14 protein-coding genes and 1 other RNA gene are annotated in these 13,732 nt (G+C 61.3%); 3 read left to right on the top strand and 12 right to left on the bottom strand.

Going from position 1 to position 13,732, the window contains the following annotated elements; translation table 11 throughout:
- Nucleotides 1–204: 204 nt before the first annotated feature.
- Nucleotides 205–1,335, top strand: a complete 1,131-nt coding sequence (locus PQQ51_RS00645) for an anhydro-N-acetylmuramic acid kinase (RefSeq protein ID WP_408493941.1) — start codon at nt 205–207, stop codon at nt 1,333–1,335.
- A gap of 101 nt (nt 1,336–1,436) precedes the next feature.
- Here PQQ51_RS00645 and erpA read toward each other — a convergent pair whose 3' ends face one another.
- The 3 genes from erpA to rplM all read right to left on the bottom strand — a co-directional run bounded on the left by erpA (nt 1,437) and on the right by rplM (nt 2,899).
- Nucleotides 1,437–1,802, bottom strand: a complete 366-nt coding sequence (erpA, locus tag PQQ51_RS00640) for an iron-sulfur cluster insertion protein ErpA (RefSeq protein ID WP_408493940.1) — start codon at nt 1,800–1,802, stop codon at nt 1,437–1,439.
- A 264-nt stretch (nt 1,803–2,066) separates the two neighbouring features.
- Nucleotides 2,067–2,459, bottom strand: a complete 393-nt coding sequence (rpsI, locus tag PQQ51_RS00635; protein ID WP_073429098.1) for a 30S ribosomal protein S9 — start codon at nt 2,457–2,459, stop codon at nt 2,067–2,069.
- Nucleotides 2,460–2,470: 11 nt separating this feature from the next.
- Nucleotides 2,471–2,899 (bottom strand): 50S ribosomal protein L13, encoded by a 429-nt coding sequence (gene rplM / locus PQQ51_RS00630; protein ID WP_074262452.1) that lies wholly within the window; start codon nt 2,897–2,899, stop codon nt 2,471–2,473.
- A 681-nt stretch (nt 2,900–3,580) separates the two neighbouring features.
- On the opposite strand from rplM, the gene PQQ51_RS00625 reads away from it, so the two are divergent.
- Nucleotides 3,581–4,003, top strand: a complete 423-nt coding sequence (locus PQQ51_RS00625; protein WP_408493939.1) for an OsmC family protein — start codon at nt 3,581–3,583, stop codon at nt 4,001–4,003.
- Nucleotides 4,004–4,110: 107 nt separating this feature from the next.
- On the opposite strand, the gene rnpB is transcribed toward PQQ51_RS00625, so the two are convergent.
- From rnpB to pyrC, 3 genes are all read right to left on the bottom strand, one after another.
- An RNA gene (gene rnpB, locus PQQ51_RS00620) (RNase P RNA component class A) lies at nt 4,111–4,525 on the bottom strand.
- A 179-nt stretch (nt 4,526–4,704) separates the two neighbouring features.
- Nucleotides 4,705–5,544 carry a DUF3025 domain-containing protein gene (locus PQQ51_RS00615; protein ID WP_408493937.1) on the bottom strand — a complete coding sequence of 280 codons (840 nt, stop codon included), beginning with the start codon at nt 5,542–5,544 and terminating at the stop codon, nt 4,705–4,707.
- Between the two features lie 11 nt (nt 5,545–5,555).
- Complete coding sequence (gene pyrC / locus PQQ51_RS00610; RefSeq protein WP_408493935.1) at nt 5,556–6,641, bottom strand: dihydroorotase; 1,086 nt, start codon at nt 6,639–6,641, stop codon at nt 5,556–5,558.
- A gap of 177 nt (nt 6,642–6,818) precedes the next feature.
- On the opposite strand from pyrC, the gene PQQ51_RS00605 reads away from it, so the two are divergent.
- Nucleotides 6,819–7,763 carry a class II glutamine amidotransferase gene (locus PQQ51_RS00605; protein WP_408493934.1) on the top strand — a complete coding sequence of 315 codons (945 nt, stop codon included), beginning with the start codon at nt 6,819–6,821 and terminating at the stop codon, nt 7,761–7,763.
- A gap of 91 nt (nt 7,764–7,854) precedes the next feature.
- On the opposite strand, the gene PQQ51_RS00600 is transcribed toward PQQ51_RS00605, so the two are convergent.
- The 6 genes from PQQ51_RS00600 to PQQ51_RS00575 form a co-directional block, all read right to left on the bottom strand.
- Entirely contained in the window at nt 7,855–8,580 is a 726-nt protein-coding gene (locus PQQ51_RS00600; RefSeq protein ID WP_012434314.1) for an amino acid ABC transporter ATP-binding protein, read from the bottom strand.
- Nucleotides 8,577–9,254 carry a glutamate/aspartate ABC transporter permease GltK gene (gltK, locus tag PQQ51_RS00595; protein WP_408493932.1) on the bottom strand — a complete coding sequence of 226 codons (678 nt, stop codon included), beginning with the start codon at nt 9,252–9,254 and terminating at the stop codon, nt 8,577–8,579. Before gltK ends, PQQ51_RS00600 begins: the two co-directional genes overlap by 4 nt.
- Nucleotides 9,254–9,994 (bottom strand): amino acid ABC transporter permease, encoded by a 741-nt coding sequence (locus PQQ51_RS00590; RefSeq protein WP_408493930.1) that lies wholly within the window; start codon nt 9,992–9,994, stop codon nt 9,254–9,256. The genes gltK and PQQ51_RS00590 overlap by 1 nt, the downstream gene beginning before the upstream one ends.
- Before the next feature lie 82 nt (nt 9,995–10,076).
- Nucleotides 10,077–10,970 (bottom strand): glutamate/aspartate ABC transporter substrate-binding protein, encoded by an 894-nt coding sequence (locus tag PQQ51_RS00585; RefSeq protein WP_028196397.1) that lies wholly within the window; start codon nt 10,968–10,970, stop codon nt 10,077–10,079.
- Between the two features lie 249 nt (nt 10,971–11,219).
- The gene (locus PQQ51_RS00580) at nt 11,220–12,542 is read right to left on the bottom strand and encodes a Glu/Leu/Phe/Val family dehydrogenase (RefSeq protein ID WP_408493929.1); all 1,323 of its coding nucleotides are present in this window, start codon (nt 12,540–12,542) and stop codon (nt 11,220–11,222) included.
- 139 nt (nt 12,543–12,681) lie between these two features.
- On the bottom strand, nt 12,682–13,644 hold the full coding sequence (locus tag PQQ51_RS00575) for a LysR family transcriptional regulator (RefSeq protein ID WP_408493928.1): 963 nt from the start codon (nt 13,642–13,644) through the stop codon (nt 12,682–12,684).
- Nucleotides 13,645–13,732 lie beyond the last annotated feature (88 nt).

The raw sequence follows: 13,732 nt of genomic DNA, 5'->3' as shown, positions 1-13,732 counted from the left end.
CCCATAGATGCGCGCCGCCGCGCCCACTGAAGGAGTTCGAGGCACGCGCAAAGCGCGCTTCGAAGCGCCGCGTTAAGCAGCATGCCGCGCTTGCTTTGCCTGCACCCACCCCTATCGACGGCGTCGCCGCGCAATATATTCAACCGCGCTTGCGTCGATAATCTGCTAAAACGGATCGCAACGAACCTCGAGAGGAGCAGCAACGTGGCAGAAGACACCGCAGACGGCGTCTACTTCGGACTGATGTCCGGCACGAGCATGGACGGCGTGGACGGCGTGGCCGTCAAATTTGCCCAGGGGAAACCGCCGGTGGTGCTGGCCGAGGCGTTCGTCGGCTTCGCGCAAGGGTTGCGCGACGCGCTGTTCGCGCTTCAACAATCGGGCGACAACGAAATCGAGCGCGAGGCGCTCGCCGCCAATGCACTCGCCACGCGCTACACGGTGTGCTGTCACGAACTGCTGCGCGAGTGCCGCGTATCCGCGACCGAGGTGCGCGCGATCGGCGTGCATGGGCAGACGGTGCGGCATCGGCCGGAAAAGGGCTACACGCGGCAGATCAACAACCCCGCGCTGCTCGCGGAAATGATGCACATCGACGTGATCGCCGATTTCCGCAGCCGCGACGTCGCGGCCGGCGGCCAGGGCGCGCCGCTCGTGCCGGCGTTTCACGCCACGGTGTTCGGTGCGAAAGACGAAACGCGGGTCGTCTGCAATCTCGGCGGGATCAGCAACATCACGATCCTGAACGCGACGGGCAGCGTACGCGGCTTCGACTGCGGGCCGGCCAACGCGCTGCTCGACCTGTGGGCGCAGCGTCACATCGGCAAACCCTTCGACGAAAACGGTCATTTCGCGGCGAGCGGCCAGGTCGATCGCCCGCTGCTTAACGCGTTGCTCGACGAGCCGTTTTTCGCGCAACAACCGCCGAAAAGCACGGGCCGCGACCTGTTCAATGCCGAATGGTTGGATGCGAAGCTGCAGCCGTTCGCCACCCTCGCCCCCGCCGACGTGCAAGCGACGCTGGTCGCACTGACCGCGGTAACGGTCGCGCGCGAAATCGAGCGACATGCTTCGGACGCGAAGGCGGTGTATGTATGCGGCGGCGGCGCGCGCAACCCGGAGATTCTGCGGGCATTGCAGGAAGCGCTGGAGGAAAGCGGCGTGAGCGGCGTACCGGTGATGACCACCGACGCTCTGGGCGTGCCGCCGAGCCAGGTCGAGCCGCTGGCGTTCGCGTGGCTGGCCATGCGCTGCGTGGCGCGTCTGTCGGGCAATTTGCCGGCGGTCACGGGTGCGGCCGCCGAGCGCGTGCTGGGCGCGATCTATCCGCGCTGAACACATGAACCTATGCGTGGGCAAATACGCGGGCAATAAAAAACGGGGCCGACGAGGCCCCGTTTTTTCATACTACCTGTTTCAACGCCTTTAACGGCTCATCAGACCGAGAACGACGAACCGCAACCACACGTGGTGCTCGCATTCGGATTCTTGATGACGAACTGCGCGCCGTTGATGTCGTCCTTGTAGTCGATCTCAGCGCCGACCAGATACTGGTAGCTCATCGAATCGATCAGCAGCTGGACGCCGCTCTTGTTCATGACGGTGTCGTCTTCGTTGACGTCTTCGTCGAAAGTAAAGCCGTACTGAAAGCCCGAGCAGCCGCCGCCCTGCACGAAAACGCGCAGTTTGAGCTCCGCATTGCCTTCTTCTTCGATCAGTTGCTTGACCTTGTCAGCCGCTGCGTCGGTAAAAACGAAGGGGGCGGGCATCTCGGTCACGGGTGTATCGGTGACTGCGTTCATTCGAACTCTCCAAAAAGCATCTTGCCGCTATTGTAGGGCTGATCTCGATATCGTGCTGAAGCCCACAAAATCAATGGGTTCTTATCGAAACTCCGTCGACGCCGCCAGCGCCGCCGCCAGTCTGCCCGAGCGCGCCGAAATGCTATCGAGGCGCCCCGAACCTCGGCCACACAATATTCGCGCGACCATAAAAAAGCCGCCTTCGCGAAAGCGTTGGCGGCTTTTGCAGCGCTCCGGCCCGAAAACCGGATCGCACCGAAGCGATTAACGCTTCGAGAATTGCTTCCGGCGACGTGCCTTGTGGAAGCCGACCTTCTTACGTTCGACTTCACGAGCGTCACGCGTCACGAAGCCAGCGTGCGACAGTTGCGGCTTCAGCGTTGCGTCGTAGTCCATCAGCGCGCGGGTGATGCCGTGGCGAACCGCACCGGCTTGACCCGTTTCACCGCCGCCCGTCACGTTGACCTTGATGTCGAACGTGGCAGCGTGGTTCGTGAGTTCCAGCGGTTGACGCACGATCATCAGCGACGTTTCGCGCGAGAAGTAATCGGCGATAGGCTTGCCGTTCACAACGATATCGCCCTTGCCTGCCTTGATGAACACACGTGCGACGGCGCTCTTGCGGCGGCCCGTGCCGTAATTCCAGTTACCGATCATGTGGGCTCCCCTTAGATCTCGAGCGCTTTCGGCTGTTGCGCCGAATGCGGATGCGTTGCTTCAGCGTAGACCTTCAGCTTCTTGATCATCGCGTAGCCGAGCGGGCCCTTCGGCAGCATGCCCTTGACCGCTTTCTCGAGCGCGCGGCCCGGGAAGCGTTCCTGCATCTTGCCGAACGTCGTTTCATAAATACCGCCCGGGTAACCCGAGTGACGGTAGTACTTCTTGTCCGTGGACTTGTTGCCCGTGACGCGCAACTTACCGGCGTTGATAACGATGATGAAATCACCGGTGTCGACGTGCGGAGTGAATTCAGGCTTGTGCTTGCCGCGAAGACGGTGTGCCACTTCGCTGGCGACACGCCCGAGAACCTTATCCGTCGCGTCAATCACGTACCATTCACGCGTAACCTCATGGGCTTTTGCGGAAAACGTCTTCATGATCGATCCAAAAAAATTGCTGCGCCCAATGTATTTTTTCCTGCTTGTAGTGTGCGCATCGAGGCGCGTGCAGGCTCTCCCTGGTTCTTCCTCCGCGGGCGCGGATGCGGAAAAGCCTTGAATTATAGAGGAATTTGCGGCGACGAGTCAAAACTTGCGGCGTCTCACGCCCGAATTCGTCCGATCCGCATGCCTGAGACGGTAGCTTGGCCCGTTCCGAAGCCGCAAAACGGAATCGGCGACGGCAATCCACGGGCGAAAAAAAACCCGAACGAGCGGTTCGGGTTTAATCCACCAAAGGAGGAGGTGGAGGAGACAGCGGAGGTTGCACACTGCTGCAACCGATGGAGCAGATTATATGAGGCACCCTTGTGCAACGCAAGAACATTTGCATTGCGAAATGCATTCTCATAATGTAAAAAGTTCAGGATACACCACCTCACCTCCATTTCCCCTTAAAAATCATATGCATTCCACTCGCCACAAGGCTCTTTCAGCAGTCTTGTCCTAGAGTAAAACCCCTAAATCCGTCAGGGCAATCCCGAAGTGGCCGAACATGCCGCACTGCAACACGCAAGCGGCTATTTGGCATAAATTCGGGCAAAAGTACCTTCGGGCGGACACGCAAACACCGGGCTACAATGCCGTTTCGATATTAAGCACAGCGCGGTGGAGCACAGCATGGAATGCAAAGTTAGCTGGATGGGGCAAGACGGAATGGCTTTCGCGGCCGAGACGGGCAGCGGTCATCTGGTCACGATGGACGGCGCGCCGGAAGGCGGTGGCCGCAATCTTTCGCCGCGTCCGATGGAAATGGTGCTGCTCGGTACGGGCGGCTGCACCGCTTACGACGTCGTGATGATCCTGAAGAAAAGCCGCCAGGAAATCGCCGGCTGCTCGGTCACGCTGAAAGCCGAACGCGCCAGCGAAGATCCGAAGGTGTTCACGAAGATCCACTTCCACTTCACCGTGACCGGCAAAAATCTGAACCCGGCGACCGTGGAGCGCGCAATCAATCTGTCGCACGACAAATACTGCTCGGCGTCGATCATGATCGCGAAGACCGCCGAACTCACACATTCGTTCGATATCGTCGCGGGGTAAGCGCGGCCTGGCCGCTTCGGCGCGGATCATCGCTGCGCCTGCCGCGCGGGACGGATCACCAAAGCAAAATGCCGGCATCCACCAGGATGCCGGCATTTTTTGTCGAGTGGCAAAGCGAGGCCGATAAGCCGGATTCTGTGCACGCGCCTCGTCCGAAGACGTGGCGCGCGTAGCAGTCATTCCTCTAGGCGCGCCATTACTGACGCGCTCAAGCTTCCTACCCGCAGACGTGACGGGGGCCCCGTCCTGCATCTCGAAGATGCTAGCCTGCCTACTTGGAATTGCTCCGGGTGGAGGTTACCTTGCCGGTCTGCCTTGCAGCAGCCGCGGTGCGCTCTTACCGCACCGTTTCACCCTTACCTGATCCCGGCTTGCGCCGGGCCATCGGCGGTTTGCTTTCTGTTGCCCTGTTCCGCGTGTCGCCACGGATGGCCGTTAGCCATCACCCTGCCCTATGGAGTCCGGACTTTCCTCGCCCTCTTCGGCCGAAACCTCGGAGGCCGCGACTGCCTAGCCTGCTTTGCTGCGGCGGATTTTAACATCCACGACGCCAGGTAGCCCGCCGCTGCGGCAGAAATAGCTGGAACAGCACGCGCGTCCGAAGCTGGCTAACTGATTAAACGGATCGGGTTGCCGAGGGAAACGCTGCGAAAACGCTCCCGTGTCGCCTGAATTGGCGAGGCGATACGAAACAACACGCGCTAACGCGCGCGACGCCCCGCCCGAAACACCGATACATCGTCGTAAAACGCAGGCGCCTCGTTCTCAGGCCACCAGCCCGGAATCCCCAGCACGGGAAGCGGCGCGAACATACGGCTCGTCAGCGCGTCAGTGTCCAGCAGCGTCGCGCTGACCGCCTCGTCCAGACATGCATCGCGCGACGCGGCGTCCCAGCCGAAATACTCCGCGGGCACATCGACGATCCACGCATGCCCCGTGCACGCCTTGAACGGCACGATCAGCTTCTCCAGCAGCGCATGACCGAACGAGCGCACTTCGCAACGCACGCCCCACGCATCGCGCTGCGCAACCAGCAGCGTTTGCCAGTCGAAACCCCGCAACGCGGCGCTCAAAGCAGGATCGGCGCACGCGAACAGCAACGCATTCTCGTCGAACAAGGTCAGCGTGTCGCGCACGCCGCCGCGCGTCGGCCCCACGCCGAGCACATCGATCGCCGCCGACTGCCGCGCGTTCAGCGCCGCCTTGATGCGCGGAAACGCAAACCACATCGAACCGTTGAAGAAGTCGTGCAGGTTGTGACGCGTCGGCACGCAACCGGTCGCCGCGATATGCGCTTCGTAGGCCGCGCCCGCAGGCAGATCGTCCTGCGCGATGAACGCAAGCCGCTCGCCGCGGCCGGTACGCTGCTGCATCTGGCCGGCATCGGCGTTCATTTCGGCGAGCAACGCTGCGTAGCTCGCTAACGCCGCGCGCTGCCAGCGCTCGCCGCGCGCCGCGAATTGCGCGAACCACGGGCGCGTCCAGTCGATGTCGGCGAAGCCTGACTCCAAACCCGCACGCGCTGCCGCTTGCACCTGCATTTACAGCAGCCTCAGACGAGGCGCCAACCGATCGACTCGCCGCCACGCAGCGGCACGACTGGCGTATCGCCGACCGGCAACTCGGCCGGCAGCGTCCACTCTTCGCGACGCAGCGTGACCTTCTCCGCGCTGCGCGGCAGACCGTAGAAGTCCGCGCCGAAGAAGCTCGCAAAGCCTTCGAGCTTATCGAGCGCACCAACGTTGTCGAAGGCCTCGGTGTACAGCTCCAACGCGTGCAGCGCCGTATAGCAGCCCGCGCAACCGCAGGCGTGCTCCTTCAAACCCTTCGCATGCGGCGCGCTATCGGTACCGAGGAAAAAGCGTGCATTGCCCGACGTGGCTGCCTCGACCAGCGCGACGCGATGCTTCTCGCGCTTCAACACCGGCAGGCAGTAGTAGTGCGGACGAATGCCGCCCTGGAAGATCGCGTTGCGGTTGTACAGCAGGTGATGCGCGGTGATCGTCGCGCCCAGCAGGCCAGGCGCCACGCCGGCTTCGCGGATGTAGTCGACTGCGTCTTTCGTGGTGATGTGCTCGAATATCACCTTCAACGCCGGGAACGCGGCGCGCAGCGGCGTCATCACCCGGTCGATGAACACCTTCTCGCGGTCGAACAGATCGATCGACGAATCCGTCACCTCGCCGTGCACCAGCAGCGGCATGCCGACTTCCTGCATGACCTCCAACGTCTTCGCGCACTTCATGATGTCGGTCACGCCCGCGTCCGAATTCGTCGTGGCGCCTGCCGGATACAGCTTCACGCCATGCACGAAGCCGCTCTCACGCGCGCGGCGGATTTCGTCAGGTGGCGTGTTGTCGGTCAGATAGAGCGTCATCAGCGGTTCGAACTTCGCGCCGGCCGGGATCGCGGCGACGATCCGCTCGCGGTACGCCGCGGCCATCGCGGTCGTGGTGACCGGCGGCTTCAGGTTCGGCATGATGATCGCGCGGCCGAACTGGCGCGCGGTGTCCGGCAACACGGCCGCGAGCATCGCGCCGTCGCGGACGTGCAGGTGCCAGTCGTCCGGGCGGGCGAGCGTAATGGAATCGACAGAATCGGAATCGACAGAATCGATGGAAGCGTTAGGAGCGGTCATGGCGAGATGGGGACGAGATCGAGCAAAAAACCGCCGACGCAATCGACAAACATGTTCAAACCGCGACTTTGCAGCACAAACACACGTCAATTTTGCTATTTGGCGTTTCGGGCTCGGTGATATGCTTCGAAAATCATCATTGTAACGGCTCGCCCCGTTCACAGGCTTACCCGCAACATGTGCCAACTTCTCGGAATGAACTGCGCCGCGCCGACGGACGTCACGTTCTCGTTCACCGGCTTTGCTGCGCGCGGCGGCGTCACCGATCACCATGCCGACGGCTGGGGCATCGCCTTCTTCGAAGATAAAGCCTGCCGCCTGTTCATCGACCATCAATCGTCGGCCACCTCACCGATCGCCGAAATGGTCAAGCGCTACCCGATCAAATCGAAGAACACGATCGCGCATATCCGCAAGGCGACGCAAGGGCACATCCTGCTCGAGAACTGCCATCCGTTCATGCGCGAATTGTGGGGACGCCACTGGATTTTCGCGCACAACGGCGACCTGAAGGACTATTCGCCAACGCTCAACGGCGTGTACCAGCCGGTCGGCACGACCGATAGCGAGCTCGCGTTCTGTGCGCTGCTGCAAGGTTTGCGCAAGGCTTTTCCCAGCTGTCAGCCGCCGCTCGAAGAACTGTTCGCGGCACTTAAGGTTCTCACGCGCGAGATTACGCAATTCGGCGTATTCAACTTCCTGATGTCGAATGGGCAGGCGCAGTTCGCGCATTGCTCCACGCATCTGCACTACATCGTGCGGCGCTGGCCCTTCTCGACCGCGCATCTGGTCGACGCCGACGTGTCGATCGATTTCGCCAAATACACGACGCCGGAAGATCGCGTCGCGGTGATCGCAACCAAGCCGCTCACCGACAACGAAGTGTGGACCGCGTTCAAACCCGGCGACCTGTTGATGTTCCAGCACGGCGAAGTGATCGGCCGCGTGAATATTCCCGTGCCGGCCTCGGTGCTCGAGAAACTGCGCAATCCCGCGCTGGACGCATCGGCGTCGGCAAGCACGATTGCGGTGACGATTGCGCCTACCGTGCCGGAAGTCGCCACTGAAGAAATAGCCGTCGACCTGGAAGCGGCCGACGACGCCGCCGCTTTCGAATCCTGACCACGCGCATCTAAGCCATAAACGAAAAAACCGCTTCTTCCGAAGCGGTTTTCTGTTTGAGCGCCGGAATTCACGCTTGAATATCGGAGCCTCAGTGCAGGATCTTCGCGAGAAAGTCCTTCGCGCGATCCGACTTCGGATTCGCAAAGAAGTCTTCCTTGCGGTCGTCTTCGACGATCAAGCCTTTGTCCATGAAGATCACGCGATGCGCGACCTTCTTCGCAAAGCCCATTTCGTGCGTGACGCACATCATCGTCATGCCTTCCTGCGCGAGTTCGACCATCACGTCGAGCACTTCGTTGATCATTTCCGGGTCGAGCGCGGAAGTCGGCTCGTCGAACAGCATCGCGATCGGATCCATCGACAACGCGCGCGCAATCGCCACACGCTGTTGCTGACCGCCCGACAACTGCCCCGGAAACTTGTCCGCATGCGCGCGCAGACCCACGCGGTCGAGCAGCTTCAATCCCTTGGCCGTGGCTTCGTCGTTCGAACGGCCAAGCACCTTGACCTGTGCGAGCGTCAGGTTCTGCACGATCGACAGATGCGGAAACAGCTCGAAGTGCTGGAACACCATGCCGACCTTCGCGCGCAGCTTCGACAGATTGGTTTTCTTGTCGGTGAGCGACTGCCCGTTGATCACGATCTCGCCTTTCTGGAACGGCTCGAGACCGTTCACGGTTTTGATCAGCGTGGACTTGCCCGAACCCGACGGCCCGCACACCACCACCACTTCACCCTTTTTGACTTCCGTCGTGCAGTCGGTCAGCACCTGAAACTGGCCGTACCACTTCGAAACATTCTTGATAGAGATCATCTTGCGACCTTTTTCTGAAGACCTTTGACGAGGCTCGACGCGATCACACAGATCACGAAATAACACGCGCCCGCGAACAGTACCATTTCGACGTTCGTGCCGTCACGATCGCCAATATTCGTGGCGGTGCGGAAGAAATCGGCGAGGCTGATCACATAGACGAGCGACGTATCCTGGAACAGCACGATGCCTTGCGTGAGCAGCAGCGGCACCATCGCGCGGAACGCCTGCGGCAATACGATCAGGCGCATCGCCTGCCAGTAGTTCATGCCGAGCGCGAACGCCGCATTGACCTGTCCGCGCGGCACCGCCTGGATACCGGCGCGGATGATCTCGGAGTAATACGCGGCCTCGAACAGCGAGAAAGCGACCATGGCCGACGCGAGGCGAATGTCGATATCCGGCGACAAACCCAGCACGTTCTGCAGCACCTGCGGCACGATCAGGAAGAACCACAGCAGCACCATCACCAGTGGGATCGAACGGAAAATCGTCACGTAGCCTTTCGCGAACCACTCGAACGGCTTGAACGACGACAACCGCAGCATCGCGAGAATCGTGCCCCAGATGATGCCGAACACGATCGCGATCAGCGTGATCTTGATCGTGACGAGCGCGCCGGTCCACAGCGTAGGCAGTGCGCCCGGAATACCGCTCCAGTCGAAATGATGCATCACTTACCTCCGATATAGCCGGGCAACCGGGTCTTCGCTTCGACCCAGCGCATCAGTTGCATCACGACCAGATTGATCAGCATGTACGCGAGCGTGACCGCGATGAACGACTCATACGTTTGCGACGTGTAGTCGACCAGTTGACGCGCCTGCGCGGACAGATCCAGCAAACCGATCGTCGACGCGACCGCCGAGTTCTTGAAGATGTTCAGAAACTCGGACGTGAGCGGCGGCACGATGATCCGGTAAGAGACCGGCAACAGCACGTAGCGGTACGTCTGCCATTGCGTGAAACCCATCGCGAGACCGGCGGCGCGCTGGCCGCGCGGCAATGCGTTGATGCCCGAGCGCACCTGTTCGCACACGCGCGCGGCAGTGAACAGCCCGAGACAGATGATCGACGACGAGAAAAACTGCGCGCCCGGCGGCAGTTGCTTGAACCAGTTGCCGATCGATACGGGCAGCAACTCCGGTATCACCAGATACCAGATGAAGAACTGCACGATCAGCGGAATATTGCGGAAAATCGCGACGTAAAGCGTGCCGATACCCGACGCCCATTTGTTCGGCACGGTACGCAGCACGCCGAAAAACGAACCGACGATCAGCGCGATCACCCAGGCCGACAGCGACACGGTAATCGTCACCCAGAAGCCGGACAGCAGCCAGCCCAGGTAAGTGGTCGGCTCGCCGGTCGAGACCGGACTCAGCAGAATGCCCCAGTTCCAGTGATATGACATGAGCAAGACTCCAGCAAAAAGAAACGGAAGAAGCGCATGGCCCCTTCCGTTTCGTTCAGCATTTCAAAAAAACAGCTAAGGTTTAATCGATTGCCTTGTCATTCGGGCTCTTGAAGAGCGCCTTCATGTCGTCGCTTTCCGGGAAGTTCAGGTTCAGGCCCTTCGGCGGAATCGGCGATTCGAACCACTTCTTGTAGATCTGATCGGCTTCGCCCGAGGTTTCGACCTTCGCGATTGCGTCGTCGACGACCTTCTTGAATTCCGGATCGTTCTTGCGAATCATGCAGCCGTAAGCTTCGTGCGATTGCGGCGTGCCGACGATCACGAAATCGCCCGGGTTGTTCGACTTCGCGCGTTCGCCGGCGAGCAGCGCGTCGTCCATCATGAACGCGGCAGCACGGCCGGTGGAGAGCGTCAGGAACGACTCGCCGTGATCCTTCGCGCTGATGATGTTCATGCCCATGCTCTTGTCCTGATTCATCTTGCGAAGCAGGCGCTCGGAGGTCGTGCCGGCGGTGGTCACCACCGTCTTGCCCTTCAGGTCGGCCCAATCCTTGATGCCCGAGTCTTTCTTGGTCATCAGACGCGTGCCGATCACGAAGATCGTGTTCGAGAACGCAGCCTGTTGCTGGCGCTCGGCGTTATTGGTGGTGGAGCCGCATTCCATGTCGACCGTGCCGTTCTGCACCAGCGGAATACGGTTTTGCGACGTAACCGGCGTCAGCTTGACCTTCAGGTTCGGCATGTTCAGCTTCTGCTTCACCGCCTCGACGACTTTCAGCGCGAATTCCTGCGAATAGCCGATAACGTTCTGCTTGTCGTCGTAATACGAAAACGGGATAGACGATTCACGATGCCCCAGCGAAATGACGCCCGTGTCCTTGATCTTTTTCAGCGTACCAGCGTCTTGCGCGTGCGCGCCAACCGTAAACAGTCCGAGAGTCGCGAGCAGCAGCGCAGCTTTTTTAACCTTCATGTGTGATCTCCTTGGCAAGAACCGGCGCCAGTTTAGCAAAGTAATTATTCTGAAAGTATGGCTATAAACCATGTTTGTTGCGCGCCGGTCAGATCCGTCGATCTGTTGCCGGATAGGCGAAGGCGGGCGGCATCGATCCGATGCCGCCCGCCGGGCCCAGCACGCGGTCTCGTGAACCGCGTCGAAGCTAAAGTCGGCAAGGCCCGCGAGTGAGCGGGCCGCCGTTTCGCGCAAACAATCTGGAGAAAATCAGGGGTACAGGCCGCGCAATTCGCGCGCTTCCAGAATCCGCTTGCACGCGACGATAAACGCCGCGGTCCGCACGGACACCTTCTGCTCGCTCGACACCTGCCACACCGCGGCGAACGCTTCGCGCATCACGCGTTCGAGGCGCTGATTGATTTCGTCTTCGGTCCAGAAGAAGCTCGAGAAGTCCTGCACCCATTCGAAGTACGACACCGTCACGCCGCCCGCATTGGCCACGACGTCCGGAATCACGAGGATGCCGCGATCGTTCAGGATGTCGTCGGCCGCGGTCGTGGTCGGGCCGTTCGCGCCTTCCACGACGATCTTCGTCTTGATCTTGCCGGCGTTCTTTTCGGTGATCTGGTTTTCCAGCGCGGCCGGAATCAGGATGTCCGATTCGACGTTCCAGAACTCTTCGTTCGTGACCGCGTCGGCTTCCGGGAAACCGCCCACACCGCCCGTCTTCGCCACGTGGTCGAGCAGCGCGACCGCGTCGATACCCGTCGACTTGTACAGCGAGCCGGTGTGATCCTGCACCGCGACCAGCTTCGCGCCGGCTTCCTGGAACAGACGCGCGGCGATCCCGCCCACGTTGCCGAAGCCTTGCACGGCAATGCGCGCGCCTTCGATCTCGACGCCGATGCGGCGTGCCGCTTCCGACGCCACCACGAACACGCCGCGGCCCGTCGCTTCACGACGGCCCAGCGAGCCGCCCAGCGCGATCGGCTTGCCCGTCACGACGCCCGTGGCCGTTTGGCCCTGGTTCATCGAGTACGTGTCCATCATCCACGCCATGATCTGCTCGTTCGTGTTCACGTCCGGCGCGGGAATGTCGGTGTTCGGTCCGATGATGATGCCGATTTCGCTGGTATAGCGGCGGGTCACGCGCTCCAGCTCGCCCCGCGAAAGCGTGCGCGGGTCGACGCGGATACCGCCCTTCGCGCCGCCGTACGGCACGTTCACGGCCGCGTTCTTCACCGACATCCACGCCGACAACGCCATCACTTCCGACAGCGTCACGTCCTGGTGATACCGCACGCCGCCCTTGCCGGGACCGCGCGACACGTTGTGCTGCACGCGATAGCCTTCGAAGTGCGCGACGGTACCGTTATCGAGTTCGATAGGCACGTCGACGACCAGAATGCGCTTCGGGCGCTTCAGCGTTTCGAGCCAGCGGGACAGCGAGCCGAGATACGGCGCGACGCGATCGACCTGACGCAGGTAGTTGCCCCACGGGCCGAGGTCGTCTTTATTCAGGTAGGAGGGAACGGACTGCAACGTTGATGCGGCTTGTGCAGCTTGTGCGGCTTGTTGCTGGGATGACATGAACGCTCCGGCGTTGATCGGGTAACAGCATTGTCGAAAAACGCCGTTTTGAAATCCAATGCCGTTTCCTTATCCGATTATGTTTTTTTTGCATAACCCTGGAAAACGCGCAATTTTGCGTCGTGCGCGAGCAGGAAATTCACGCGGTGTCCGGGCTTTGTTTGAGCTCGTCGGTGACCACGTCCCACAGCTGGCGCACGAGTATCTGCCGCGCATCGTCGCTCTTTGCCGCGAGCTTGTCGCGGTACAGGCGGATCTCCATGCTCAGCGTGAGCTGGCCTTCGGGTGTACCGCGCGTCGCGCGATCGAGGCGGATCAGCTTGCCGTCCGCGACCGCGTCTTCCACCGCGCTATGCGGCAGGAACGCGACGCCGTGGCCGGCCAGCGCCATCGCTTTGAGCCCTTCGGCCATGTCGGTTTCGTACAGACGATCGAGGTAAAGCCGCTCCGGCGCGTTGGCCAGAATCACTTCGGTCATGCGGCCCAGATACGCGTTCGGCGTGTACGACAGATACGGCGTCGGCGCGTCGGCGGTGCCCGGCAGCGTGTGACGCGGACGACCCGCGCGGCCCGGCGCGGAGAACGGACTGATCGGCTCGTTGCCGAGCGTGAGCATGTCGTAGCGGCCCGGATCGAGCGCGACCGGATGGCTCGGATGGTGATAGCCCATCATCAGATCGCAGCCGCCTTCCACCAGCGCGAGCGCTGCGTCGTGCACGTTCAGCGCGCGCAGCCGCGTGTGGATCGGGCCCATCTGCGCTTCGATCCGTTGCAGCCAGCGTGGAAAGTAAGTGAGCGACAGCGTGTGCGGCACCGCGAATTCGATGGTCGCCTGCGGCGTCGCCGTATGGCCGCGCAGCAGCGTGCGCGCCTCGTGGAATTGCGACAGCATCGCGAGCGCCTGCTCGTTGAACACCTGGCCGGCCGCGGTCAGACGCGTCGGATAAACCGAACGGTCGATCAGTTCCGTGCCGAGCCACGCTTCGAGTGCCTGGATGCGCCGCGAAAACGCCGGCTGTGTGACGTGCCGCAGTTCGGCCGAGCGGCTGAAACTACGCGTCTCCGCGAGCGAAACGAAGTCTTCGAGCCATTTCAGTTCCATGCGAAGCCTGCTGCCGGCGAGAAGGAAGAAGTCAGCATTCTAACGGCGCGGCGTAACGCGCCGGGTTGGATGGTAAAATTCGCGATTC

The sequence above is a fragment of the Paraburkholderia xenovorans genome, assembly GCF_046030735.1.
Taxonomy (GTDB): domain Bacteria; phylum Pseudomonadota; class Gammaproteobacteria; order Burkholderiales; family Burkholderiaceae; genus Paraburkholderia; species Paraburkholderia xenovorans_A.
This window is presented reverse-complemented; position numbering and strand designations above follow the sequence as displayed.